The following is a 22,861-nucleotide window of genomic DNA, read 5'->3' on the forward strand; positions in this document are numbered from 1 at the left end:
CATGCCCCCGCTTCAGGTCGTATCCGCACCGTCATGCGCATATTGAGGGGAAGGGCGTGAGCAGACAGTTGTTCATCAATCTACCGGTCGTCGATGTGGCGAAGTCCCGGACGTTTTTCACTGCACTGGGTTTCGCGATCGATCCGCGATTCAGTGGGGACACCGCGGTGGCCGTCGTCATCAACGACACGACCACAGTGATGTTGCTCCCGCACGAACGGTTCAAGGACTTCACGCCCAAGGCCATCTGCGACACGAGCAAGGCTGTTGAGGTGCTGTTTTCGATCGGGTGCGACAGTCGCGAGGAAGTAGATAGCCTGGTTGCGAAGGCGCTGGCCGCTGGTGGAACCACCTATGACGAGCCGGAAGACCTTGGCTTCATGTATTCGCATAGCTTTATCGATCTCGACGGGCATGGGTGGGGCGTGCTTCATATGAGTGGCTCGCCGGAGGGGTGAGAGGGGGGCGGTCCTCTGGGGCCGGTCGCGCGCAGGCGCGCTCCTACGGGGGTTGCTAAAATGGGGGGATGCAGCCTCTTGATCCCTCAGCATTTCGTCTGACCGTCGCCCCCATGATGGATTGGACCGATCGACACTGCCGGTATTTCCACCGGCTGTTGTCGCCCCATGCCCGTCTTTATACGGAGATGGTCACCAGTGCCGCGCTCGTACGCGGCGGCCAGCTGCGTCTGCTCGAACACAGCCACGAGGAGCATCCGGTGGCCTTGCAGCTGGGCGGCAGTGACCCGGTGGAGCTGGCGCAGGCGGCGGTTCTGGGTGCACGGGCCGGCTACGACGAAATCAATCTCAACGTGGGCTGCCCGTCCGACCGGGTGCAATCCGGCAAGTTCGGCGCCTGCCTGATGCGCGAGCCGGCCCTGGTCGGCGACTGCGTGCGGGCCATGGCCGACGTGGTGGACGTGCCGGTCACGGTGAAGTGCCGCATCGGCGTGGACGACCAGGACGAGTACGCCGACCTCCAGCGTTTCACCGAGACCATGGTGGCCGCCGGGGTGACAATCCTCGTCGTGCACGCCCGCAAGGCCTGGCTGGAAGGGCTGAGCCCCAAGGAAAACCGCGAGATCCCGCCGCTCGACTACGAGCGGGTCTACCGGCTCAAGCGCGAGTTCCCCCAGCTCACCATCGTGATCAACGGCGGCATCACCACCGTGGAAGCCGTCCGCGAGCACCTGGCCCGGGTGGACGGAGTGATGCTGGGCCGTGCTGCCTACCACGATCCCTTCGTGCTGGCCCGGCTGGAGGCCGACCTCTGGGGCACGCCGTTGCCCGAGCGGGCCGACGTCCTGGAACGCATGCGTATCTATATCGATGCCGAACTGGCCCGTGGCACCCAGCTCAAGCACATCACCCGGCACATCCTGGGCCTTTACCAGGGCGAGCCGGGAGCCCGCGGTTTCCGCCGGTTGCTGTCCGAGGGTGCACACCTGCCGGGGGCCGACTGGTCCCTGATCGAGTCGGCCCTGGCACCCTTCCGGCACGCGGCCTGATTTCGTTCAGCTTCGGGCGGGTAGGCGCTCGGCATGATCGGCCCACTTGCCGAATGCACGCCGTGTCCACGACCGACATGAAAATCACGTTTCATCCGCTACTTTTCGCAGCGCTTTGCCTTGCCTCGCCGCTGGCCGCCCTGGCCCAGGAGTCTTCGCTGACCCTGGAGCAGGCGGTGAGCAAGGTGCAGAAAGAGACCGGGGGAAAGGTGCTGTCGGCGGATACGCGGCTCGTCGAGCGTGGCCGGATCACCGAATATCGCGTGAAAGTGCTCACCCTCGACGGACATGTGAAAGTGGTGCCGGTCCGCACTGAAACCGCCAAGCCCCTGGACATCGGTACCGGGGACAACAAGGAGAGACATTGATGCGTATCCTGCTCGTTGAGGACGAGGCCCCGCTGCGCGAGACCCTCGCCGCGCGTCTCAAGCGCGACGGTTTCGCCGTCGATGCCGCCCAGGATGGCGAAGAAGGCCTGTATCTCGGCCGCGAGGTCCCGTTCGACCTGGCGATCATCGACCTGGGCCTGCCCAAGCTGTCGGGCATGGACCTGGTAAAGGCCCTGCGCGAGCACGGCCAGCGCTACCCGATCCTGATCCTCACTGCCCGTGGCAGCTGGCAGGACAAGGTGGAAGGCCTGAAGCACGGCGCCGACGACTACCTGGTGAAGCCGTTCCACGTCGAGGAACTGCTGGCTCGCATCAACGCGCTGGTCCGTCGCGCCAGTGGCTGGTCCAAGCCGGTGCTGGCCTGCGGTCCGATCAAGCTCGACACCACGGCACAGACGGTCACCGTCGAAGGCCGCCAGGTGGACCTCACCAGCTACGAGTACAAGGTGCTCGAATACCTGATGCTGCATGCCGGCGAACTGGTCTCCAAGGCCGACCTCACCGAGCACATCTACCAGCAGGATTTCGACCGCGACTCGAACGTGCTGGAGGTTTTCATCGGCCGCCTGCGTCGCAAGCTCGATCCGGAAAGCGCGCTCAAGCCCATCGAAACCGTGCGTGGCCGTGGCTACCGCTTTGCCATCCCGCGTAACGAAGCGGACGAAGACTGACCTGTCCCCGGCGGCGCGGCCTTGCGCCGTGCCGCCGGCGAGGTGAACCTGCAGGCATGGATACCGCTTCACCGACCAAACGCCGGCCGCTGTCACTGGCTGCCCGAGCCGCACTCGCCACGGGTTTTGCCCTGGCGGCGTTCCTCGGCCTGACCGGCCTGGCGCAGAACAAGGCCAACTACGCGTCCGAGCTGTCGGCGATGCACGATCGCCTGCACAACTACGCCATCGCATACATCACCGGTACGGACATCACGCGCGCGGGCAAGGTTACCGTGCCCGACAGCCAGCCCAATCCCGACTTCTCCCGCCCGGGCTCGGGGCTTTACGCGATCATCGTGGGCAACGATGGCTTCCGCTGGGAGTCGTCGTCGGCATTGGGGCGCGACTTCGATTTCGTGCGCATGCTGGCACCGGGCGAGACGGCCTTCGAGCCGGTGGAGACGCGTAGCGGCAAGCTTTATGTCTTCAGCTATGGCGTGTCGCTGGACAGCACGGAGCGACGCAGCGTGCCGCTCACCTTTGCGGTGGCGCAGACGGAAGACCAGTTCGAGCGCCAGGTGGCGACCTACCGGCGTACCCAGTTCCTGTGGCTGGCGATGCTCGGCATGATGCTGATGCTGCTCCAGCTGTTCCTGTTGCGCTGGAGTCTGTTGCCGCTGCGCCGCGTGTCCAGCGATCTGGCCCATATCGAGCGCGGTTCGCACGATCATCTGGACGGCCCGTATCCCGTGGAGCTGACGGTGCTTACCCGTCGCCTCAATGCCTTCATCGATAGCGAGCGCGAACAGCGCACGCGTTATCGCGACACGCTGGCCGACCTGGCGCACAGCCTGAAGACGCCGCTGGCGGTGATCCGCTCGCAGCTGGAAACCAATGCCGACGCGCGCCAGCTTCGCGGCGACATCCTCGACCAGGTGCGCAAGATGGACGAGATCGTCGCTTACCAGCTTTCGCGGGCAGCGACATCGGGGCGGCGCATCATCGCGGCTGAGGAACCGATTGCCGGGCACGCCGAGGATCTCGTGCAGAGCCTGGAGAAGGTCTATGCGGCGAAGAACGTACTATGCGAATTCGAGCTGGAGGATGGGGTGGCCTTCCCGGGCGAGCAGGGCGACCTGCTGGAGCTGATGGGCAACCTCGTGGAAAACGCCTTCAAATGGGCCTCGCACCGCGTGCTGCTGACGGCCCGTTCCACCGGCAAGGGCAAGGGACGCAGCGGGCTTGAGCTGATTGTCGAGGACGACGGCCCTGGCATTCCCGACGAGAAGATCGAGAAGATCCTGCAGCGTGGCGTGCGTGGCGACGAGCGAGTGCAGGGCCATGGTATCGGCCTGTCCATCGTGCAGGACATCATCAAGGCCTACCAGGGCGAACTGCACGTGGACCGCTCCGAAGAACTCGGCGGCGGGCGTTTCCGCGTCACCATTCCGCCGGGCTGAACAGCTCGCGCCAGGCCGTGTAGGAGCGCGCCTGCGCGCGACCGTGGGTGTCGCCTCCGTGGCGGTTTTCGCGCTGTAGCGGTCGCGCGCGAGGCGCGCTCCTACAAGGCGGGGCATTCGGTTCGCGTCAGGCCCTGTAGGAGCGCGCCTGCGCGCGACCGCAGGTGTCGCCTCCGTGGCGGTTTTCGCGCTGTGCCGCTCGCGCGCGAGGCGCGCTCCTACAAGGCAGTTGGGGGTGGGCCGTAGAAATCGGTCAGCAGCTTTGCCACCTTCGGTTCGGCCCGGCGCAACTCGGCCGGTTGCGAGAAATGCATCTCGCTGGTCACGGCGAAGAATTCCTCGGGCGCTTCGGCGGCATAGGGATCGATGATGGTCTGTCGGCCGTGGTCCACTGCCTTGGAAAGCGTGTCGTAGGCCGCCTGCATCGTCGTGATCCACTCGCGCCGGTTGATCGACGAGGGCAGCGGCGGCACGCCATTGGCCGGTGCCGCCAGCATGTCGAGCTTGTGTGCCATTTCATGCACGACCACGTTGTAGCCATCCCACGGGGCTTCGAGGTCGAGCGCCACGTCGGCCAGCGACAGCACCATCGGGCCGCGATCCCAGGCTTCCCCGATCAGCGTGTCGTCGCTGTCGGTCACCACGCCGCTACGGGCGTCGTAGTGACTGCGCCGCACATTGAATTCGCCCGGGTACACCAGGACGTTGGTCCAACCGTGGAACGCTTTCGGACCACGCGGCAACGCGGGCAGGCTGGCCTGCATGGCGATGGCCAGCCGCCAGAAGTCGTCCAGCGTGGCTCCGGCCATGGCATGGAAGCGCTTGGTGTGAAGAAACTCCCCGGCCAGCCGGCGCAGGTAATGCGCGCGGGGTTCGTCCAGCGCACGGGCCAGTGGCACGCGGGCCAGGGCCTGCTTCCAGAGGGCATCGTCGATGGGGGGCGCAGGCGCACGGAAACGCGCCAGCAGGGAATCGATCAGGCCCACGAACGACCGCCGTATCCGGTCAGAGCATCGAACCCGGCAGCAGCGACTGCCAGCTGGGTGACGCGGAGCGCACCGGTGAGGGGCCGTCGTGCGGGCCGTCCTCGATATCGGTGGACGTCGGGGGCGCCGTAGGGGCGGTGGGCCGGCTGGACGACGTAGCCGACGAACGACGCACGGGAACGCTGTCCACCGCGCCCGAAGGATCGCGACCGGGGGCCTGCGGTGCGCTCGGTGCCGAGCCTTCGAACGAAGACGACGACGCTACGACACCGCCCAGCGAGAGCAGATTGGTCAGGTCGATGTCGGAAGCGGCGGCGGTGCCGGTGGCACCGACGAGGCACAGACATCCGAAGATGTAAGGTCTGGCGTTCATCGGTAAACCCTGCATTCCCCCGGGGACGCAAGGGGGGACGACCGATCCTCGCAGAATTTTCACGTAGGTGCTAGTGCCGTAGGTGAGTAGGATGACGCCGTGATGACGCGGGTGGGCGATTTCGCGTCACTGCCCTAGAATCGGCGGATGTCCCGGTTCCCCACACCCCTGACAACGGCCGCCTGACGGTCCCCACGGCGCCCCAGCATGCTTGCACGCGACCTCCTAGAAGCCCTTGCCGGCGGCGATGCCGTGTCCGGCGCCTCCCTGGCCCGGCAGGCCGGGGTCACCCGCGCGGCGGTGTGGAAACAGATCGAGGCGCTGCGCCTGAAGGGCGTGCCCATCGAGGCCAAGGTGGGTGGTGGCTACCGCCTTCCGTGGCCTACCCAGTTGCTGGATGACCACAGCATCCGCGAGGCACTTCCTCCGGCGGCGCGCACCAGCCTGGGCATGCTGGAAGTGCATTGGGACATCGATTCCACCTCCAGTGAACTGGCGCGGCGCAACCCGGTGCTGGATGACCTGTCCTTCGTGCTGGCCGAGACCCAGTCGGCCGGGCGTGGCCGCCGCGGTCGGCCCTGGCTGTCGCCGCCTGGCATGAATCTCTACCTCTCGGTGCTCAAGCGCTTCGATAGTGGCTTCGCCGCCTTGTCGGGCCTGTCGCTGGCGGTGGGCGTGATGGTCGTGCGTGCACTGGAAGAACTCGGTATCCGTACCGCTGGCCTGAAGTGGCCCAACGACGTGCTGGCTGGTAATGCCAAGCTGGCAGGCATCCTCGTGGAGTTGTCGGGCGAGTATTCCGGACCGTGCGCCGCGATCATCGGCGTGGGCATCAATATCCGCCTGCCGGACAGCGTGCACGAACGCGCCGGTCAGCCGGTGACCGATCTCGCCGACATGGCCGGCGGCCAGCCGCCGGATCGCAACGCCGTGGCAGCGGCCGTCATCGCCTCGCTCAGTGAAGGCCTGCTGTTGTTCGAGCGTCAGGGCTTCAAGGCTTTTGCCAACGATTACGCCGAGCGCGACCTGCTGCACGAACAGACGCTGCGTATCCTCGATCCGCGTGGTGAATACGAAGCGATCGGCGAAGGCGTGGATGAGCGGGGTGGCCTGCGCGTGCGTCGTGCGGACGGCAGCAGGGTTACCGTCGACAGCGCCGAAGTGTCCGTGCGCCGGAGTGCCACATGATCCTGCTGCTCGACCTTGGCAATACCCGGCTCAAGTTTGCCCTGCTCCAGGATGGAGAATTTACTCATCGTGGTGCGTTCGGCTGGGAAGCGGATATCGCCCATGAACTGGCGACGCTGTGGTCCGACTGGCCCTCACCGGAACGTATCGTGGGCGCCTCCGTGGTCGCGGAAGCGCGCGAGGCCGTCGTCGCTGCGGCGGTCGAACAGGCCTTCGGCAAAGCGCCGCACTGGGTACGCACCCCGGCGCAGGCCTGTGGCGTCACCAATGCCTATGCCGAGCCGCATCGCCTCGGTGTCGATCGTTTCCTTGCCATGGTGGATGCCTACGCCGCCGGTCGCGCGCCCTGCGTGCTTGCCAGCGCAGGCACGGCGCTCACCCTCGATGCGCTCGATGCCGACGGACGTCATCTGGGGGGATGGATTGCGCCGGGTCCCGTGCTGATGCAGCAGTCGATCCTTGGGGCCACCGCACAGGTGCGCCCCGAACGTCCCGGCGCCGTGCGCGACCTTGCGGACAACACGGCCGACGGCCTGGCCTCCGGTTGCTGGCAGGCCTCGGCCGCACTCATCGACCGCTTTGTCGATCGTTCCGCGCCGCTGCTTGGCGGTGCCCCGACGGTAACGCTGGGCGGAGGCGACGCCGACGTGCTGGCGCCGCTGCTGGAGCACGACGTGAGCATCGTGCCGGACGCCGTCCTGCGCGGTCTTGCCGTGTGGGCGGATGTGCACTCCACGGGTGGCGATATCCCCTAGAATCCGGCTGCTGCCGGTTCTTACAGGGGAACGCGAGCAGGCCCAACCGAGAGACCGAAGGCCCCCATGCTGCTGCGTTTGCTTTTTGTCCTGCTGATCGCACTCAACATTGCCGTCGCGGCCTGGTTGCTGCTGGGCGATACGGGAACGCATGCGGTGGATGCGGCGGACAACGGCGTGCCGAAGCTCAAGCTGCTGGCCGAAGCGCCGGCCGCAGCGGCTACTGCGCCGACGCCTGCTGCATCGACGTCGGCTCCCGCGAAACCGGCTACCGTCGCGCCGGTCGCGGTTACCAAGGCTCCGGAAACCAAGGCCCCGGTAGTTCCGGCGCCGCCCCTCGTCAAACCGGAACCCGCGCCGGCGCCGCCCGCAACGGAGTCGTCCGTAGCCACCGCGCCGACGCGCCGGAGCTATCGGTGCCTGGCGGTAGGGCCCTTCAACAGCCAGGTCGACCTGCGTGCCGCCCGCGCCGCGCTGGCCTCGCGCACGGTGCGTACCCGCCAGCGCCAGGAGCAGACCACCGAATCCCACGGCTGGCGCGTCTACCTTCCCGCCCAGGCGAATCGCGAGCAGGCCATCGCCCAGGCCCGACGCCTGGAGGCGAAAGGGATCAAGGACTACTTCGTGGTGAGCGCCCAGGGAGAGATGCAGAATTCCGTGGCGCTGGGCCTGTTTCATGATCCGGCGAATGCCCGCAAGCGCCGCGACGAAGTGGTTGCTGCCGGCTTCCCGGCCCGCATGAGCGAACGCACGGAAACCACGCCGGTCTGGTGGCTCGACGTGGTGGTGCCCGAGGAGGGCAACCCCGACATTCGCCGTAGCATCCGCACCCCGGGTGTGACGGCGCGAACCACCGGCTGCTTCTGATAGAATCCCCGCCTTCGCCGGCATAGCTCAGTTGGTAGAGCAACCGCCTTGTAAGCGGTAGGTCCCCAGTTCGAATCCGGGTGCCGGCACCAGATCCCCCGTCATGGCGAGCACCATGGCATATCAGCCCGCCTCGTCGCGGGCTTTTTCATGCAGCGAGCGCACCCTTCCGATGGCATCGTCTTCCAGCATCCCCAGCGGTCACATCCTCACGCCCGTTTCCGTGGGTGAGCTGGTCGACAAGCTGACCATCCTGCAGATCAAGTCCGAGCGCATCGCCGACCCGGCGAAGCTGGCGAACATCCGTATCGAGCTGGATCGCCTGATGCCGCTGTGGTTGCAGGTGCTCGAAGCGAATGTGGAGCTGGAACCGCTGCGCGCCGAACTGAAGGCGATCAACGAACTCATGTGGGACGTGCAGGATGCCTTGCGCGACCGCGAAAAAGCGCAGGACTTCGACGAGGGTTTCGTCAGGCTGGCCTGCGACGTGGGTCGCCATAACGGCGTGCGCATGCAGGTGAAGGGCCGGATCAACGTGCTGTCTGGCTCGCAGCTGCAAGAGGTGAAGCAGTACCGCGTCGACGGCTGAAAAACGCCGTCGCCCGGACCGTTTCAGGCAACGTGCCAGCCTCCGCCCTGGGTCTCGAACACCAGCTTGTCGGCGTGTGCCGTCGCATCCAGATGGTTCAGGGCGTCGATGGCGCGCCTGATGGTGGCATTGCCGCTCAGGTGTCCGCGCACGATGAGGCGCAGCAGCTTTTCCGCCGTGGCTGTGATCCTGCTGCGGTTCTTTTCCCACAGCGCCACCGACTGGACGCCGATGCCGATCAGGTTGCCGAGCGACTCCTGTGAAAGCTCCATATGCTGGCGGAGAAAGCGGATTTCCTCGCCAGCCAGGACACCGTTGCGCTCGATGAGCGCATGGGCAATGGCCCGGTGCAGGCCGAAGATGTCTTCGAACGCCACGGTCGGGCCATACGGGGAGTTTTCCTCCGTATAGCCGTTGCGAAGCCAGATGTTGGACAGGCCGGATTCGATGAAGTGATACATGGCTAGTTGACCCAGAAGGCAGTGATGACAATGGCCTGCGGACGGCGGATATCGATGGCCACGGCACAGGCCAGGGTATGACCGGCCATGTAGTGCTCGACGCGCAGTTGCCAGTTTCCGTGGAAATCCAGTGTGGGAGATTCGGTGATGCTGCCGCGCTGCAGGCACCTGTAGGCGTGTTCGGGAAGAATGCTGCGCTCGGTCATTCTGTCCCTTGCATGCATCGTGTACCGCACACGGGATGGTTCGTCGGCAATCGCTCGCAGATGCTTCAATGCGGTGGCATCGGACATCCGGAACGGCGCCACGGAGGGCTTGGGCATCTGGCCCGACTCGTTCGGCTGAGGATGGTACAGGCTATAAAAATTATAGGCAACTTGCTGTAGGGGCGGCCGCCAGTCAGCTGCGTTGTCGCTTGGACTCACGTCGGCGAATCGCGATCAGGCGCTTAAACCTTTTCGAGCGACTTCCCATCCAAGCCCAGTTGCCTTCGCCATCAGGACGGAACATGACGAACGAGAAAATGACGGCGGCACATCGTGCCGGAGCGTGGGTGTCGGCTTGCCTGGTTTTGGGGATTGCCGCCGTCAGTGCCCATGGCGCGACGGCGGACGATGCACGGCGTCAGACGGCCGAGAACAGTCTTCGTCCTCGTGTGGAGATCGAAGGTGACGCCCCCATGCGCTGGAATGTGTACGAGCGTATGCGTCGCTATCGCGTGCCGACGATGTCCGTGGCCGTGATCGAGCATGGTCGGATCATCTGGTCGGCGCGTTACCGAAGCGACGGCACCATGCATATGCCGGCCGGTGACGAACGCTACCAGGCGGCATCGTTGAGCAAGGGCTTCGCGGGAAACCTGGCGGCCATTCTTGCCGACAAGGGTGTCGTCAAGCTGGATGAACCCGTGGATGGCTGTCTTGCACCGCTGGCCTTGCCTGCCGGCAAACAGGATGCGGCGCATCCGGTCACCTTGCGAAATCTGCTGCACCACACCGCTGGTGCAACGGTGCACGGATTTCCCGGCTACGTCGTCGGCACGTCCGTGCCCACGGCGGAGCAGGTCGTGCTTGGGCAGCCCCCGTCGAACACGCCGGCAGTGAAGATCGCCACGGTTCCGGGGGCAACATTCGATTATTCGGGCGGTGGATACACCTTCGCGCAGATCGCCATGGCGCATTGTGCGAAAGCACCGTTCGCCAGCCTCATGCAACGCTACGTGCTCGGCCCGGCGGGAATGCGCGACAGTACGTTTGCGCAGCCCCTGCCAGCGGGTCTCGCGCATGCCACGGGCCACACGTCGAACGGCGATCCGGTGCCGGGGGATGCGCATACGTATCCCGAGCTTGCCGCTGCCGGTCTGTGGACGACGGCGGAAGACCTCGCCCGTTGGTTAATTGCTTTGCGCAACGCCGATATGGGCAAGTCGTCCTTTCTTTCACGCAAGGCGGCAAAGGATCTGTTGACGCCCGGCCTCGGTAACTACGGCATGGGCATCTTTGTGTCTGGCGAAGGTGCGCATCGTCGATTCATGCACGAAGGCGGCAATGCCGGTTTCAAGAGCAAGTACGTGATGTTCGCTGAGCAGGGAAACGGCGTGGTCATCCTTACCGATGGCGACAACGGTGTTTTCCTGATGAATGAATTCGCCAAGGCCGTGGCCGTTGCCTATGCCTGGACGGATCTCGATCCGCGTATCGTCTCGCGCGCCAGGGCCGACGAGACAGCGATGGCGAAGCGGGTGGGGCAGTATGTCGTCGACGATCCGGACTGGGAGGGCGAGCGTTCGATGAGTCTCGTGCGCGAGGGTGATCGCTGGTATCTCGATACGGCAGGCCTCGGACATACTGCCCTCGTACCGACGGGTGCGCAGTCTTTCGTGGCGCCGGATACCGGCTATCCCATCGTGTTCGACGACAAGGACGGCCTGACCTCCGGTCCCATGAAGGCGCGCAAGGTCCGCTAGGCGGCGAGGGCGTCCATCCGTTCGCGCAGGAAATCCCGCAGGCGTTGCAGTGCCGGGGTGAGCTGCGATCGATGGGCGCTCACCAGATGCACCGGTGCCAGCTCGCCCTGGCCGGGAAACAGGTCCACCAGCCGGCCGGCCTTGAGGTCGGCGGCGATATCCAGCGCTGACTTGAAGGCGATGCCGTTGCCGGCCACGGCCCAGCGGCGCACCACGTCGCCGTCGTCGCTGATCCGGTTGCCTTTGACTTTTACGGTGTGCGGGCCCTTTGGCAGGTCGAAGGCCCAGCGGTCGAGCACGAGGTCGCCCCAGACGAAGCACAGGCAGTTGTGCTGGCGCAGGTCGTCCGGATGCATGGGGCGTGGATGCCGGCTCAGGTAGTCGGGTGAAGCGCAGGCCACGCGACGGTTCAGCGGAGCGAGCGGCTGCGCGACGAGCCTGGAATCTTCCTGCGGTCCGTAGCGCACGGCGGCATCGATGGGATGGCGCAGCAGGTCGGCGGCGCGGTCGCTCACATGCAGTTGCAGCGTGATGCCGGGATGGGTGTGCTGGAACGTGTCGAGCCAGCCGAGCAGCACGCTTCGACCCAGGTCGGAAGGTACCGAGAGCCGTAATGGTCCGGCGATTTCGCCACGCGCCTCGGCCAGGGAGCGCCCGCCATCGGCGAGGGCATCCAGCATGGCACGGGCGTGGGGCAGGTAGCGCTGGCCGTCTTCCGACAGCCGCATGCTGCGCGTGGAACGGACGAACAGGCGGGTACCGAGTTCTTTCTCCAGCCGCATCACGGCGCTGCTGGCCACGGCCGGGGTGCAGTCGAGCAGGCGGGCGGCGGCGGAGAAGCTGCCGGCATCGACGGTCTGCACGAAGACCTGGAGATCATCCAGTCGGATCATTTTCGGATCTTGAGTGAAAGTGACGGCGCCATGGTGCCCGATTTTCTCCCTGATGGAAGAAAACGCGACGGAAGAGCGGCTGACGCGCTGCAACGTGGCTGTTCCATCCCCCGGTGTAAACTTGCGAGATGACCAGCTTCCGCGTGTCGATGTTGCTCGCCCTGTCGTTATTCCTGCCCACCCTCGCGTGGGCACAGGACGTTTCCCGCGAGGCACCGGCCTCGCCCATCGCCACGGCATCGCGTGCCGACCGCTGCGCGCTCGTACTGAACATCCTTAGTCTGTGAGTCCATCCCGATGAGCCCTACCACCCGTTCGGTCGCCCTCGTGGGCGCCCCCACCGATATCGGCGCCGGCCACCGCGGCAGCTCCATGGGCCCTGAAGCCCTCCGCGTCGCCCACCTGGCCGATCGGCTGACCCGGCGCGGCATGCATGTCGTCGATCGCGGCAATCTTTCCGGTCCGCTGAATCCCTGGTTGCCGCCGAAGGAAGGCTATCGCCACCTCGATGCCGTGGTCGCCTGGAATACGGCGGTGCACGATGCCATCTATGCCGAACTGAGCGACGGTCGCCTGCCGATCATGCTCGGTGGCGATCATTGCCTCGCCATCGGTTCGATTTCCGCCGTGGCACGCTATTGCCGCGAGACGGACAAGAAGCTGCGCGTGCTCTGGCTCGATGCCCATGCGGACTTCAACACCAGCGAGATCACGCCCTCGGGCAATATCCACGGCATGCCGGTGGCCTGCCTGTGCGGTTTCGGGCCCGAGGCACTCACCCACATCGGCGGCCATGTGCCGGCGACTTCGCCGGAGGTGTTCCGCCAGATCGGTATCCGCTCGGTGGACGAGGGCGAAAAGCGCCTCGTGCACGAGGTGGGCGTCGATATCTACGACATGCGCTATATCGACGAAATCGGCATAAAGGCCGCCATGGAAGAAGCGCTGGCGGGCGTGGACCAGGATACCCACCTGCATGTGAGCTTCGACGTGGATTTCCTCGATCCGTCGATCGCCCCGGGCGTGGGTACCACGGTGCGTGGCGGTCCGAATTACCGTGAGGCCCAGTTGGTGATGGAGATGATCGCCGATACGGGGCGGGTGGGGTCGCTGGATATCGTCGAGTTGAATCCCGCGTTCGACAAGCGCAACCAGACGGCGAAGCTGGCTGTGGATCTGGTGGAGTCGCTGTTCGGGAAGTCCACGTTGATGCGTTGAGGCACGTCGTTGTGACGACGTGTGACCGGTCGCGCGCAAGGCGCGTTCCTCGGTGGCGGCTTCGTCGCCATGTCTTCGATTCGCTCGCTCCTGCAAACACCGCTTCGGGCCGGTCGCGCGCAAGGCACGCTCCTACATAAGTCGCCCTGTAGGAGCGCGCCTTGCGCGCGACCGGTCCGGAGCGATTCCCCAGGCGCGGCACCCTGCCGCATGCCCGGGTCGCTACAAGGCCGCCACGCGGGCTACACTCGGCCGGTTATCGTCCGTTTCGCAAGCCAAGGTCCCCATGCGTACCCGCGTCCTCACCGGCATCACCACCACCGGCACGCCGCATCTCGGCAACTTTGCCGGCGCGATCCGTCCTGCCATCCAGGCCAGCAAGGATCCCAACGTCGATGCCTTCTATTTCATGGCCGACTACCACGCGCTGATCAAGGCCGATGACGCTGCCCGCGTCGCCGCCTCGCGCATGATGATCACCGGCACCTGGCTGGCCGGCGGCCTGGACCCGAACACCGCCACCATCTACCGCCAGTCGGACATCCCCGAGGTGCCCGAGCTGATGTGGCTGCTCACCTGCGTCACGGCCAAGGGCCTGCTGAACCGCGCGCACGCCTACAAGGCCGCCGTGGATCGCAACGTGGAGCAACAGGAAGACCCGGATGCCGGCGTCACCGCCGGCCTCTACATGTACCCCGTGCTCATGGCCGCCGACATCCTCGCGTTCAACGCGAACAAGGTGCCGGTGGGGCGTGACCAGATCCAGCACATCGAAATGGCGCGCGATATCGCGCAGCGCTTCAACCACGTCTACGGCGGCGAGTATTTCGTGCTGCCCGAAGTGCAGATCGAAGAGCAGGTTGCCACGCTGCCGGGTCTCGATGGACGCAAGATGTCCAAGAGCTACGACAACACGATCCCGCTCTTCGAAGGTGGCCCGAAGGCCCTGCGCGAGCAGATCATGAAGATCGTCACCGACTCGCGCGCACCCGGCGAGCCGAAGGACACCAACGACTCCGCCCTGTTCACGATCTTCCAGGCGTTTGCCTCGCCTGCCGAGAGTGCCGCGTTCGCCGACGCCCTGCACGGCGGCCTGGGCTGGGGTGAAGCCAAGCAGGTGCTGTTCGAGCGTATCGAGGCCGAAGTGGCGCCGATGCGCGAGCGTTACGACGCGCTCATGGCCCGTCCGGACGACATGGAGGACATCCTCCTGGCCGGCGCCGCCAAGGCGCGTGCCATCGCCGTGCCTTTGCTGGAAACGCTACGTGAGGCCGTGGGCCTGCGCAGCTTCCGCAACAGTGCGAAGGTGGCTGTCGAACCTGCGGCAGCTGCATCCGCAAGCAAGGCCAGGCCGCCGCGATTTGCGAGCTTCCGCGAAGACGACGGCAGCTTCCGCTTCCGCCTGCTCGGTGCAGACGGCGAGGAGCTGCTGCTTTCCGCCGCATTTGCCGATCCGAAGGCCGCCGGCAAGCTGCGCCAGACGCTGTCCACGGTCGGCGGTGCCGCTGCGGTGATCGAGTCGCAGGGTGACCACGTGGCGTTGCTGGTCGATGGGGATGTCGTAGCCAACGGTGCTTCGTACCCGGACGAGGTGGCCCGCGCCGCCTTCGTGCTGCGCCTGCGCACCGCGCTCGACGCGCTGGCTGCGGCACAGGACTAAGCAGGCCATGCGCTACCTCGCGCTCCTGCTGCTGGCACCCTGGCTGATCGTGCTGGGCTGGGCGTATTGGGCCTATCCGAAGTCGTTGCTGAAGAATGCGACGCGACGGGGGTTCGATATCCTGGCGCTGCTCGCCGCAGTCGTGGCGTCGGTGCAGGCCGCGTTGGTGGCGTATGACGCGGTGGAGCTTCCGGCCGCGGATGAGTTCGGGCCGAAAAGCGGCGCGATCTGGCAGCAGGTGGTGCCGGCACTGTATGGCTACGGTGCCTTCGTGGCGGTGCTGGTGGCGGCATTGATCATCCGCCAGCTCGTCTGGAAACGCCGCCCCCCCCTGTAGGAGCGCGCCTTGCGCGCGACAGCTACAGGATTGCCTCAGGGATTCCAGATACCGTGAGGTTCCTGGTTGCCCAGGAACTTCGGACACCTGTCGCGCGCGAGGCGCGCTCCTACAGGGGCCTTACGGGCCGCGAAGTTTCAGCGTCATGCCTTTCAGGAAATTGCGCAGGAACTGGTCGCCGCACAGGCGGAAATTGCTGTGCTTGGGCTGGCGGAAGAGGGCGTTCACTTCGCCCTTGGAGGCGCGGAAGCCCGCAGCGGCCATGATGGCCAGGATGTCGTCTTCCTTCAGTTCAAAGGCGACGCGCAACTTCTTCAGTACCACGTTGTTGTTGACCCGCGGCTCCACGGGCCGGGCGGGCTGGCTTTCGTCGCGGCCGCGGCGATGCACGATGAGGCCGTCGAGGAAATGGGCCATGACCAGGTCGGGCATGGCGACGAAGCCGGGCTCTTCTTCTTTCTTCAGCCACGACTCGACGTCTTCGCGGGTGGCTTTGTAGCCTCCCAGGGCGAGGATATCCACGACGTGGACGTCGCCGAGGTCGAGCATGTAGCGGATGCTGCGGAGGGTATCGTTGTTCTGCATGGCGGCAAGGATACCTGTAGGAGCGCGCCTTGCGCGCGACCTGGGGACTGAGGCAATGCCGGGCCTGCCCTTAAATCCCGGTCGCGCGCAGGCGCGCTCCTACAAAAGCGGACGCCGCCCGGTGAGGGGCGGCGTCTGTAGGAGCGCGCCTTGCGCGCGACCGGTGCAGCAGGTCGCGGCTTAGTTCGGCAGCCCCAGGTCGTCGATCATGGCCTTCAGGAAGCGGGCTGCCTCACCGCCGGTGGCGGCGCGGTGATCGAAGGTGAGCGACAGCGGCATGCGGCGGTGCACTTCGATGCCGCCCATCACGGCGACCACGTCGTGGCTGAGCTTGCCGGCGCCGATGATGGCGACGGTGGGCGGTACCACGACCGGGGTGGCGTAGCGGCCGGCGAACATGCCGAAGTTCGACAGGCTGATCGTGTAGCCCGAGAGCTCCGACGGCGGGATGCTGCGGTCTTCCACCGAGGTGCGCAGGCGCTTGATGGCGGCACGCACGCCGGCACCGTCGAGGACGTCGGCGTTGCGCAGGGCCGGCACGAACAGGCCGTCGTCGGTGTCCACGGCGATGCCGATGTCCACGTGCGGATGCAGCGTGCGGGTGAGGTTCTTGCCGTCGAACCAGGCGTTGAGCGCCGGCACCGTCTTGCAGGCCACCACGATCGCGCGCACGAGGCGGGCAGTGATGTCCTGCTTGCCGATCCATGCGTGCAGGTCGGCATCGTCGACGATGCTGGTCGGCACAACGTTGGCGTGGGCATCGGCCATGACGCGGGCCATGTTGCGACGAACACCCTTGAGCTGTTCCGGCTGGCCCATGGCCTCGGCACCCGGAGGCGCGGTGCGCACCGGCTTGCCGGCCAGCGACACGGAGGTGCGCTGCTGCGGCGCCGGACCCGGTTCGGGCAGGCTGGGAGCCAGGTGCTGGGCCGAGGCCGGACGGGCCGGGGCGGCGCCGAGCTGCGCGCTGCCGTTGGCGGCGGCGTTCTTGACGTCCTGCATGGTGATCACGCCACCGGCGCCGGTCGCCTGCACGCGGGCGAGGTCGACCTTGAGCTTCTTGGCAGCGGCACGCACGGCCGGCACGGCCTTCACGCCGCCGGCGCTGGAGACCTGCTCGGTGTGCACGGCGTTGCCGCTGACCATGGCGCCCACGACGGTGCCTTCGTCTTCGCGATCGGCCTTGGCCTTGGGCGGATCGATCTCGCCGCCGTCATCGGAGGCGACGACCTTGGAGGCGTCATCCGGTGCCGGGCTGCCCACGCCCTTCTTCGGGCCATGGTGGTGGCCGGTGGACTCGGCTTCGGCACGCTGGCGGGCGTTCGGATCGATCTCGAAGTCGGCCAGGGCCGAACCCGTCTCGATGATGTCACCGGCGGCGCCGTGCAGCTTCTTCACGGTGCCGGAGTAGGGCGAGGGCACGTCGACGACGGCCTTCGCGGTTTCCATCGACACCAGCGGGGCGTCGAGCTTGATCGTGTCGCCTTCCTTGACGTGCCATTCCACGACGGTCGCGTCGGGGAGGCCTTCGCCGAGGTCCGGCAGGTAGAAGGTCTTGATGTCGGCCATGTGCTGGATTCCTCAGGATGCCGCGAGCGTGCGCTCGGCGGCCTCGACGATGCGTTCGACGCTGGGGAGGTACTTCATTTCCAGGCGGAACAGCGGGATGTGGGTATCGAAACCAGTGACGCGTTCGACCGGTGCGAGCAGGCTGTAGAGGCATTCCTCCGACAGGCGCGCGGCGATCTCGGCGCCGAAGCCGGCCGTCTTCGGGGCTTCGTGCACGATGACGCAGCGGCCGGTCTTGGTGACCGACTCGGCGATGGTGTCGAAGTCGAGCGGCGTAAGCGTGGCGACGTCGATCACCTCGGCGCTGATGTCCTTGGCGGCCAGTTCGTCGGCAGCTTCGAGGCATTCCTTCACCTGGGCGCCCCAGGTGACCAGGGTGACGTCGGTGCCGTCGCGCAGCACGAAGCACACGTCGAGCGGCAGGGCCTCGCCGTCGTCGGGCACTTCTTCCTTGTACTGGCGGTAGATGCGCTTGGGCTCGAAGAAGATGACCGGATCCGGATCACGGATGGCGGCCAGCAGCAGGCCGTAGGCACGGGCCGGCGACGACGGCATCACCACGCGCAAACCGGGGATGTTGGTGAACAGGTGCTCGTTGGCTTCGGAGTGGTGCTCCGGTGCACGGATGCCGCCGCCCCACGGGGCGCGCCACACGGCCGGCACGGTCATGCGACCGCGGGTGCGGTTGCGCATGCGCGCAGCGTGGCAGGCGATGTGCTCCATCATCGGGTAGATGAAGCCTTCGAACTGCGCTTCGGCAACGGGCTTCATGCCCTGGGCGGCGAGGCCCACGGTGAGGCCGGCGATGGTGGCTTCGTCCAGCGGCGTGTCGATGACGCGGTCTTCGCCGAACTGTTCCTGCAGGCCCTGCGTGGCGCGGAACACGCCGCCATTCACGCCGACGTCTTCGCCGAGCACCACGACGCTGTCGTCGTTGCGCATTTCATAGGCGAGCGCCTGGGTCACCGCTTCGATAAGAGTGATCTGTGCCATGGGAAGGAATCCTTACTTGCGATCGAGCGAGGCGACGAGGTCGCGCTGCGATTCGAGGTCGGCCGGGAGTTCGGCGTACAGGTAGTCGAACATGGCCGTGGCCGGTTGCACCTTCGATTCGAGGTACGCGTTGACTTCGTTGTCCATCCAGTCGTCGCACTCGGCCTTCCAGGCTTCTTCTTTTGCGTCGTCCCACTTGCCCTTGGCTTCTAGCCACTTGCGCAGGCGCGGCACGGGATCGCGTTCCCAGGCGTCTTTCACTTCCTGCTCGCCGCGGTAGCGACGGGCATCGTCGGCGGTGGTGTGGTCGCCGAGGCGGTAGGTGACCGCTTCGATGACCGAACCGCCCTGGCCAGAACGGGCGCGCTCGAGTGCGTCTTCCATGGCCTTGCGCACGGCGATGATGTCGTTGCCGTCCACCTGGATGCAGTGCAGGCCGGCGGCGATGCCCTTCTGGGCCAGCGTGCCGGAGCCGCTCTGGATGCGGCGGGGTACCGAGATGGCCCACTGGTTGTTCACGATGACGGCGACCAGGGGCAGGTTCTGCGCACCGGTGACGTTGATGGCACCGTAGAAGTCGCCCTTGGACGAACCACCGTCACCGATGGTGCACACGGCCACGCGCGGTTCCTTGCGGATCTTGAAGGCCATCGCCGAACCGGCGGCATGCAGGCACTGCGTACCGATGGGCACGCACCAGGCGAAGTCGTGCGCGGGGGCTTCGGAGAAGTCGTTGCCGCGCTCGTCACCACCCCAGTAGGTGTAGACCTCGCGGGGCTTCACGCCGCGGTACAGCTGGGCGCCGTATTCGCGGTAGGAGACGGCCAGGGAGTCTTCGCGACGCATGGCACTGCCGATGCCCACGTGAGCCGCTTCATGACCCAGGCACGAGGCATACGTGCCCAGCTTGCCCGTGCGCTGCAGGGCAATGGACTTGGTGTCGAACACGCGGGTGGACACCATGAGCTTGTAGAGCTCGACCATGTGGTCGAGATCCTTGGCGAAGGCGGGCAGCTCCTTGCCGGTTTCCTTGCCGTCCTGGTCAAGGTATTGCAGGTATTCGATTTCGAACTTGGCGGCGATGGACACGACTCGCTCCCAGGGGATGGTTAGAAACGACACGCAGTGGGGGAAGCGGTCGAACCCATCCAGCGGGGTGCGACACAGCTTTTGGGTTCTTGCGAGCCGGACTAGATATCAGGGGTATTATCACCCGGCAAGGCACGGCGCAGCATCAAACGCCCGTTAACGGCCCACGAATGGCGCCGCAGCGCGGTCGTGGCGGCTGTCAACCCCCTCTATGTGAAAACGTCCATGGCCAATCCGCAGCGCGACCTCGAAGCCGGCATACGCACCGATCTCGACGGGCGCCTTACCTACGGGCAGTACCTGAAGCTCGACCAGCTGCTCTCAGCGCAGCAGCCGCGCAGCGAGCCCGTGCAGCACGACGAGATGCTGTTCATCATCCAGCACCAGACCTCGGAACTATGGCTGAAACTGCTGATTCATGAGCTGGACGCCGCGCTGGCGTGCCTGCGCAACGACGACCTCGATGGCACCCAGAAGATCCTTGCCCGCGTCAAGCAGGTGCAGCAGCAGCTCTACGAACAGTGGGCCGTGCTGGAGACGCTCACCCCCGCCGATTACCTGAAATTCCGCGATGTCCTGGGGCCGTCGTCGGGTTTCCAGTCGGTGCAGTACCGCATCGTGGAGTTCATGCTGGGTAACAAGCACGCCGACATGCTGCGCGTGTTCGAGCACGATGCGGCGGCGTATGGTCGGCTGCGCGCCGTGCTCGATGCGCCAGGTCTCTACGACGAATACCTGCGTTTCCTGGCCCGTCGTGGCCATCTCGTGCCGGCCGACATCGTCTCGCGTGACGTGACCCAGCCATGGACATCCCAGCCTTCGCTGCTGCCCGTGCTGCGGCGCATCTACGAAGATACGGGGCGCCACTGGCCCGAATATCACCTGAGCGAACAGCTGGTGGACATCGAGGAATCCTTCCAGCTGTGGCGGTTCCGCCACATGAAAACCGTGGAGCGGATCATCGGTTTCCGTCCCGGCACGGGTGGTTCGTCCGGCGTGGCCTTCCTGCGCAAGGCGCTGGAGCAGAGTTTCTTCCCTGAGCTGATCGAAGTACGCACCATCCTGGGCACCTGAATTTGACGGACGGCGGTCCGGACGGGTACACACGCAGATCGTATTTTCACGCGCGGGCCACGAATCCGCCGCCGTACCCAAGGGAATCCATGACACCGACCGCCCCAGCCGACGCCCGGCCCGTGCCCGACTACCCGCAGACCATGGGGCATCCACGACCCTTGTGGATGCTTTTCATGACCGAGTTCTGGGAGCGCTTTGCCTTCTACGGCATGCGCTGGGCGCTTACCCTGTACATCGTGGCGGAGTTCTTCTCCGGTGATCCGTCGGGGCAGGGCTATGCCAGCCGCACCTACGGTGCCTACCTCGCCCTGGTCTACGCCTCGGCCATCTTCGGTGGCTATGTGGCGGATCGCGTGCTCGGTTACCAGCGTTCCATCCTGGTGGGCGCCATCGTGATGGGCGCGGGCCTGTTCATGGTGATGGTGCCGGATAGAGACGTCTTCCTCGTGGGCCTTTCCACGGTGATCGTCGGCAATGGCCTGTTCAAGCCGAATATCTCTTCCCTGGTGGGGCAGATCTATCCGGTGGGCGATGATCGCCGCGATCGCGGCTTCACCATCTTCTACATGGGCATCAACATGGGTGGCTTCCTCGCCCCCCTGGTCACCGGCTGGATCGCCTCGGTGCTCACCGATACGCCCCTGCAGCAGAACTACCGTGCCGTGTTCCTTTCCACGGGCATCGGCATGGTCATCTGCTTCATCTGGTTCCTGGTCGGCAAGCGCCAGCTCAAGGGCGTGGGTGCGCCGCCGCCGGAACGTCATCCCACCAAAAGCCTCGCCGCCGTGGTGATCGGCATCCTCGTGGCCGTGCCGCTGGTGTACCTGCTGATGGCACAGGCCGGCGCGATCTTCGTGGCCTGGCTGCTGGGTGCGCTGTTCATCGGCGTGGCGGTGATGCTGGTGGCCGAAGCGGTGCGTCACGACCGCATCCAGATTCATCGCGTCATCGCGATGCTGGTGCTGTTCGCCTTCAACGTGCTGTTCTGGATGTTCTTCGAGCAGGCCGGCAGCTCGTTCAACTTCCTCGCGCAGAACATCGTCGACCGCCAGATGTTCGGCTGGGAATTCCCCACCGGCTGGTTCCAGTCGGTGAACTCGGCGGCGATCCTGGTGTTTGCACCGCTGGTGGCACTGGCCTGGGCCGTGCTGGCGCGTGCGCGCAAAGAGCCCTCGATCCCGCGCAAGTTCGGCCTGGGCCTGCTGTTCAACGCCGTGGCCTTCCTGATCCTGATGTATGCGCTGAAGGACCTCGTGGACGGTCGTGGCCTGATTCCGTTCTGGCCGCTGGCCGCCTGCTACGTGGCACAGACCATCGGCGAGCTCTGCCTGTCGCCCATCGGCCTGTCGATGGTGACCAAGCTTGCGCCGCTGCGCGTCGTTGGCCTGGCCATGGGCGGCTGGTTCCTCTCCACCGCCATCGGCAACAACCTGTCCGGCCTGCTGGCCGGTCACATCAGCGGCGAGAGCGGCATGACGGTGGGCTCGGCGCTCTCGGGCTTCACCTTCAGCTTCGAGCTGCTGCTGGGCGCAGGCATCGTGCTGTTCCTGATCGCTCCGCTGATCAACCGCCTGATGCACGGCATCAAGTAAACCCATGTAGCAGCGCCAAGTAACCCCCTTGTAGGAGCGCGCCTGCGCGCGACCGGAAGAACCGTCGCGCGCAGGAAACCTGAGCCCAACGGCGCTCGGGCATTCTCCGGCATAGCGGTATCCCCCGGTCGCGCGCGAGGCGCGCTCCTACAGGGCCTGTCAGGCGGTCATCAGCTTGTCGAGGATGCGGCCCAGCCAGGCGGTTTCGTCGGCGTCCAGCTTCGCCAGCAGAGCGCGCTCGTGCGCTCTAGCCCGGGGCGCCACCTCGTCGTGGATCGCCCAGCCGGCCTCGGACAGCTTCAGCACCGAGCGCCGCTTGTCATCGTCGTGGATGCCCTTGTCCACGCGTCCGGCCTCCACCAGGCGCGCCACGGCGCGGCTCACGGCCACCTTGTCCATCCGGGAGCGGTCGACTACCTCCCGCGCGGAAACCTCCGGAAAACGGGCAAGGATCGTCATCACGCGCCATTCCGTCATGCTCAGGTCGAATTTGTCCTGGTATTCCGAGGCGATGGCCTGGCTGACCGTATTGGACAGGATCGACAGCCGATAGGGGAGGAAACGTTCTAGCTCGAGAGGGGCGTGGGCGGGGACGATCTCTGTGGACATTGCTGCGCCAGTCCTTGCAATTGGTTACAAGTGAAACTATAAGTT

At 65.8% G+C, this 22,861-nt stretch carries 26 protein-coding genes and 1 tRNA gene; 17 read left to right on the forward strand and 10 right to left on the reverse strand.

The annotated features are described in order from the left end of the window. Nucleotides 1-56 precede the first annotated feature (56 nt). From HBF25_RS19235 to HBF25_RS19255, 5 genes are all read left to right on the forward strand, one after another. Nucleotides 57-458 (forward strand): VOC family protein, encoded by a 402-nt coding sequence (locus HBF25_RS19235; RefSeq protein WP_166951505.1) that lies wholly within the window; start codon nt 57-59, stop codon nt 456-458. 68 nt (nt 459-526) lie between these two features. Further along, entirely contained in the window at nt 527-1,507 is a 981-nt protein-coding gene (dusA, locus tag HBF25_RS19240; RefSeq protein WP_166951508.1) for a tRNA dihydrouridine(20/20a) synthase DusA, read from the forward strand. 77 nt (nt 1,508-1,584) lie between these two features. Continuing rightward, nucleotides 1,585-1,875 carry a PepSY domain-containing protein gene (locus HBF25_RS19245; protein WP_166951510.1) on the forward strand — a complete coding sequence of 97 codons (291 nt, stop codon included), beginning with the start codon at nt 1,585-1,587 and terminating at the stop codon, nt 1,873-1,875. Then, entirely contained in the window at nt 1,875-2,567 is a 693-nt protein-coding gene (locus HBF25_RS19250; RefSeq protein ID WP_036115892.1) for a response regulator transcription factor, read from the forward strand. The genes HBF25_RS19245 and HBF25_RS19250 overlap by 1 nt, the downstream gene beginning before the upstream one ends. 56 nt (nt 2,568-2,623) lie before the next feature. Next, complete coding sequence (locus HBF25_RS19255; RefSeq protein WP_166951513.1) at nt 2,624-4,009, forward strand: ATP-binding protein; 1,386 nt, start codon at nt 2,624-2,626, stop codon at nt 4,007-4,009. Between the two features lie 218 nt (nt 4,010-4,227). On the opposite strand, the gene HBF25_RS19260 is transcribed toward HBF25_RS19255, so the two are convergent. Then, on the reverse strand, nt 4,228-4,995 hold the full coding sequence (locus tag HBF25_RS19260; RefSeq protein WP_341778179.1) for a M90 family metallopeptidase: 768 nt from the start codon (nt 4,993-4,995) through the stop codon (nt 4,228-4,230). 19 nt (nt 4,996-5,014) lie between these two features. After that, entirely contained in the window at nt 5,015-5,368 is a 354-nt protein-coding gene (locus tag HBF25_RS19265; RefSeq protein ID WP_166951516.1) for a hypothetical protein, read from the reverse strand. A gap of 207 nt (nt 5,369-5,575) precedes the next feature. Here HBF25_RS19265 and HBF25_RS19270 point away from each other — a divergent pair, with 207 nt between their 5' ends. The 5 genes from HBF25_RS19270 (at nt 5,576) to HBF25_RS19290 (ending at nt 8,767) form a co-directional block, all read left to right on the forward strand. After that, complete coding sequence (locus tag HBF25_RS19270; RefSeq protein ID WP_166951519.1) at nt 5,576-6,556, forward strand: biotin--[acetyl-CoA-carboxylase] ligase; 981 nt, start codon at nt 5,576-5,578, stop codon at nt 6,554-6,556. Next, a complete protein-coding gene (locus HBF25_RS19275; protein ID WP_166951522.1) occupies nt 6,553-7,311 on the forward strand; it encodes a type III pantothenate kinase in 759 nt (252 codons plus the stop codon). The genes HBF25_RS19270 and HBF25_RS19275 overlap by 4 nt, the downstream gene beginning before the upstream one ends. Before the next feature lie 66 nt (nt 7,312-7,377). Then, nucleotides 7,378-8,178, forward strand: coding sequence for an SPOR domain-containing protein (locus HBF25_RS19280; RefSeq protein ID WP_166951524.1), 801 nt, complete (start codon nt 7,378-7,380; stop codon nt 8,176-8,178). 16 nt (nt 8,179-8,194) lie between these two features. After that, nucleotides 8,195-8,270, forward strand: a tRNA-Thr gene (locus HBF25_RS19285). An 80-nt stretch (nt 8,271-8,350) separates the two neighbouring features. Continuing rightward, nucleotides 8,351-8,767, forward strand: a complete 417-nt coding sequence (locus HBF25_RS19290; protein WP_166951777.1) for a hypothetical protein — start codon at nt 8,351-8,353, stop codon at nt 8,765-8,767. Nucleotides 8,768-8,790: 23 nt separating this feature from the next. Here HBF25_RS19290 and HBF25_RS19295 read toward each other — a convergent pair whose 3' ends face one another. Together HBF25_RS19295 and HBF25_RS19300 are read right to left on the reverse strand one after the other, a co-directional pair. Continuing rightward, nucleotides 8,791-9,228 carry a transcriptional regulator gene (locus HBF25_RS19295; RefSeq protein ID WP_166951527.1) on the reverse strand — a complete coding sequence of 146 codons (438 nt, stop codon included), beginning with the start codon at nt 9,226-9,228 and terminating at the stop codon, nt 8,791-8,793. A gap of 2 nt (nt 9,229-9,230) precedes the next feature. Next, the gene (locus tag HBF25_RS19300) at nt 9,231-9,551 is read right to left on the reverse strand and encodes a DUF4258 domain-containing protein (protein ID WP_166951530.1); all 321 of its coding nucleotides are present in this window, start codon (nt 9,549-9,551) and stop codon (nt 9,231-9,233) included. A gap of 185 nt (nt 9,552-9,736) precedes the next feature. Between HBF25_RS19300 and HBF25_RS19305 the strand changes: the two genes are divergently transcribed. Next, nucleotides 9,737-11,194 carry a serine hydrolase domain-containing protein gene (locus HBF25_RS19305; RefSeq protein ID WP_166951533.1) on the forward strand — a complete coding sequence of 486 codons (1,458 nt, stop codon included), beginning with the start codon at nt 9,737-9,739 and terminating at the stop codon, nt 11,192-11,194. Here the strand turns inward: HBF25_RS19305 and HBF25_RS19310 are convergent. After that, nucleotides 11,191-12,087 carry a LysR family transcriptional regulator gene (locus tag HBF25_RS19310; protein WP_166951535.1) on the reverse strand — a complete coding sequence of 299 codons (897 nt, stop codon included), beginning with the start codon at nt 12,085-12,087 and terminating at the stop codon, nt 11,191-11,193. The genes HBF25_RS19305 and HBF25_RS19310 overlap by 4 nt on opposite strands. Nucleotides 12,088-12,215: 128 nt before the next feature. On the opposite strand from HBF25_RS19310, the gene HBF25_RS19315 reads away from it, so the two are divergent. The 4 genes from HBF25_RS19315 to HBF25_RS19330 all read left to right on the forward strand — a co-directional run bounded on the left by HBF25_RS19315 (nt 12,216) and on the right by HBF25_RS19330 (nt 15,302). Then, on the forward strand, nt 12,216-12,374 hold the full coding sequence (locus HBF25_RS19315) for a hypothetical protein (RefSeq protein ID WP_166951537.1): 159 nt from the start codon (nt 12,216-12,218) through the stop codon (nt 12,372-12,374). Nucleotides 12,375-12,384: 10 nt separating this feature from the next. Then, nucleotides 12,385-13,305, forward strand: coding sequence for an arginase (gene rocF / locus HBF25_RS19320; protein WP_166951540.1), 921 nt, complete (start codon nt 12,385-12,387; stop codon nt 13,303-13,305). Nucleotides 13,306-13,591: 286 nt separating this feature from the next. After that, nucleotides 13,592-14,965 (forward strand): tryptophan--tRNA ligase, encoded by a 1,374-nt coding sequence (locus tag HBF25_RS19325; RefSeq protein WP_166951543.1) that lies wholly within the window; start codon nt 13,592-13,594, stop codon nt 14,963-14,965. Nucleotides 14,966-14,972: 7 nt separating this feature from the next. Continuing rightward, the gene (locus HBF25_RS19330) at nt 14,973-15,302 is read left to right on the forward strand and encodes a hypothetical protein (RefSeq protein ID WP_166951545.1); all 330 of its coding nucleotides are present in this window, start codon (nt 14,973-14,975) and stop codon (nt 15,300-15,302) included. A gap of 120 nt (nt 15,303-15,422) precedes the next feature. Here HBF25_RS19330 and HBF25_RS19335 read toward each other — a convergent pair whose 3' ends face one another. The 4 genes from HBF25_RS19335 to pdhA form a co-directional block, all read right to left on the reverse strand. After that, complete coding sequence (locus HBF25_RS19335) at nt 15,423-15,887, reverse strand: YehS family protein (protein WP_166951548.1); 465 nt, start codon at nt 15,885-15,887, stop codon at nt 15,423-15,425. A 180-nt stretch (nt 15,888-16,067) separates the two neighbouring features. Beyond that, entirely contained in the window at nt 16,068-17,456 is a 1,389-nt protein-coding gene (locus HBF25_RS19340) for a dihydrolipoamide acetyltransferase family protein (protein WP_166951551.1), read from the reverse strand. A 12-nt stretch (nt 17,457-17,468) separates the two neighbouring features. Next, nucleotides 17,469-18,449, reverse strand: a complete 981-nt coding sequence (locus HBF25_RS19345) for an alpha-ketoacid dehydrogenase subunit beta (protein ID WP_166951553.1) — start codon at nt 18,447-18,449, stop codon at nt 17,469-17,471. A gap of 12 nt (nt 18,450-18,461) precedes the next feature. Next, entirely contained in the window at nt 18,462-19,538 is a 1,077-nt protein-coding gene (gene pdhA, locus HBF25_RS19350) for a pyruvate dehydrogenase (acetyl-transferring) E1 component subunit alpha (RefSeq protein WP_166951556.1), read from the reverse strand. Nucleotides 19,539-19,763: 225 nt separating this feature from the next. On the opposite strand from pdhA, the gene HBF25_RS19355 reads away from it, so the two are divergent. Then, a complete protein-coding gene (locus tag HBF25_RS19355) occupies nt 19,764-20,612 on the forward strand; it encodes a tryptophan 2,3-dioxygenase (RefSeq protein ID WP_166951559.1) in 849 nt (282 codons plus the stop codon). Between the two features lie 89 nt (nt 20,613-20,701). Beyond that, a complete protein-coding gene (locus HBF25_RS19360) occupies nt 20,702-22,207 on the forward strand; it encodes a peptide MFS transporter (RefSeq protein ID WP_166951562.1) in 1,506 nt (501 codons plus the stop codon). A 159-nt stretch (nt 22,208-22,366) separates the two neighbouring features. On the opposite strand, the gene HBF25_RS19365 is transcribed toward HBF25_RS19360, so the two are convergent. Then, the gene (locus HBF25_RS19365; protein WP_166951565.1) at nt 22,367-22,816 is read right to left on the reverse strand and encodes a MarR family winged helix-turn-helix transcriptional regulator; all 450 of its coding nucleotides are present in this window, start codon (nt 22,814-22,816) and stop codon (nt 22,367-22,369) included. Nucleotides 22,817-22,861 lie beyond the last annotated feature (45 nt).

Origin of the sequence: Luteibacter anthropi (genome assembly GCF_011759365.1) — a bacterium.
Lineage (GTDB): Bacteria > Pseudomonadota > Gammaproteobacteria > Xanthomonadales > Rhodanobacteraceae > Luteibacter > Luteibacter anthropi.

Excerpts from the sequence above, each read along its gene's own strand:
- HBF25_RS19330 (WP_166951545.1), top strand. The coding sequence starts at position 14,973 with ATGCGCTACCTCGCGCTCCTGCTGCTGGCACCCTGGCTGATCGTGCTG.
- HBF25_RS19360 (WP_166951562.1), top strand. The coding sequence starts at position 20,702 with ATGACACCGACCGCCCCAGCCGACGCCCGGCCCGTGCCCGACTACCCG.
- HBF25_RS19340 (WP_166951551.1), bottom strand. The coding sequence starts at position 17,456 with ATGGCCGACATCAAGACCTTCTACCTGCCGGACCTCGGCGAAGGCCTC.
- HBF25_RS19280 (WP_166951524.1), top strand. The coding sequence starts at position 7,378 with ATGCTGCTGCGTTTGCTTTTTGTCCTGCTGATCGCACTCAACATTGCC.
- HBF25_RS19310 (WP_166951535.1), bottom strand. The coding sequence starts at position 12,087 with ATGATCCGACTGGATGATCTCCAGGTCTTCGTGCAGACCGTCGATGCC.
- HBF25_RS19335 (WP_166951548.1), bottom strand. The coding sequence starts at position 15,887 with ATGCAGAACAACGATACCCTCCGCAGCATCCGCTACATGCTCGACCTC.
- HBF25_RS19255 (WP_166951513.1), top strand. The coding sequence starts at position 2,624 with ATGGATACCGCTTCACCGACCAAACGCCGGCCGCTGTCACTGGCTGCC.
- HBF25_RS19305 (WP_166951533.1), top strand. The coding sequence starts at position 9,737 with ATGACGAACGAGAAAATGACGGCGGCACATCGTGCCGGAGCGTGGGTG.
- rocF (WP_166951540.1), top strand. The coding sequence starts at position 12,385 with ATGAGCCCTACCACCCGTTCGGTCGCCCTCGTGGGCGCCCCCACCGAT.
- HBF25_RS19275 (WP_166951522.1), top strand. The coding sequence starts at position 6,553 with ATGATCCTGCTGCTCGACCTTGGCAATACCCGGCTCAAGTTTGCCCTG.
- HBF25_RS19250 (WP_036115892.1), top strand. The coding sequence starts at position 1,875 with ATGCGTATCCTGCTCGTTGAGGACGAGGCCCCGCTGCGCGAGACCCTC.
- HBF25_RS19325 (WP_166951543.1), top strand. The coding sequence starts at position 13,592 with ATGCGTACCCGCGTCCTCACCGGCATCACCACCACCGGCACGCCGCAT.
- HBF25_RS19355 (WP_166951559.1), top strand. The coding sequence starts at position 19,764 with ATGGCCAATCCGCAGCGCGACCTCGAAGCCGGCATACGCACCGATCTC.
- HBF25_RS19365 (WP_166951565.1), bottom strand. The coding sequence starts at position 22,816 with ATGTCCACAGAGATCGTCCCCGCCCACGCCCCTCTCGAGCTAGAACGT.
- HBF25_RS19295 (WP_166951527.1), bottom strand. The coding sequence starts at position 9,228 with ATGTATCACTTCATCGAATCCGGCCTGTCCAACATCTGGCTTCGCAAC.
- HBF25_RS19315 (WP_166951537.1), top strand. The coding sequence starts at position 12,216 with ATGACCAGCTTCCGCGTGTCGATGTTGCTCGCCCTGTCGTTATTCCTG.
- HBF25_RS19245 (WP_166951510.1), top strand. The coding sequence starts at position 1,585 with ATGAAAATCACGTTTCATCCGCTACTTTTCGCAGCGCTTTGCCTTGCC.
- HBF25_RS19265 (WP_166951516.1), bottom strand. The coding sequence starts at position 5,368 with ATGAACGCCAGACCTTACATCTTCGGATGTCTGTGCCTCGTCGGTGCC.
- dusA (WP_166951508.1), top strand. The coding sequence starts at position 527 with ATGCAGCCTCTTGATCCCTCAGCATTTCGTCTGACCGTCGCCCCCATG.
- HBF25_RS19345 (WP_166951553.1), bottom strand. The coding sequence starts at position 18,449 with ATGGCACAGATCACTCTTATCGAAGCGGTGACCCAGGCGCTCGCCTAT.
- HBF25_RS19290 (WP_166951777.1), top strand. The coding sequence starts at position 8,351 with ATGGCATCGTCTTCCAGCATCCCCAGCGGTCACATCCTCACGCCCGTT.
- HBF25_RS19300 (WP_166951530.1), bottom strand. The coding sequence starts at position 9,551 with ATGCCCAAGCCCTCCGTGGCGCCGTTCCGGATGTCCGATGCCACCGCA.
- HBF25_RS19270 (WP_166951519.1), top strand. The coding sequence starts at position 5,576 with ATGCTTGCACGCGACCTCCTAGAAGCCCTTGCCGGCGGCGATGCCGTG.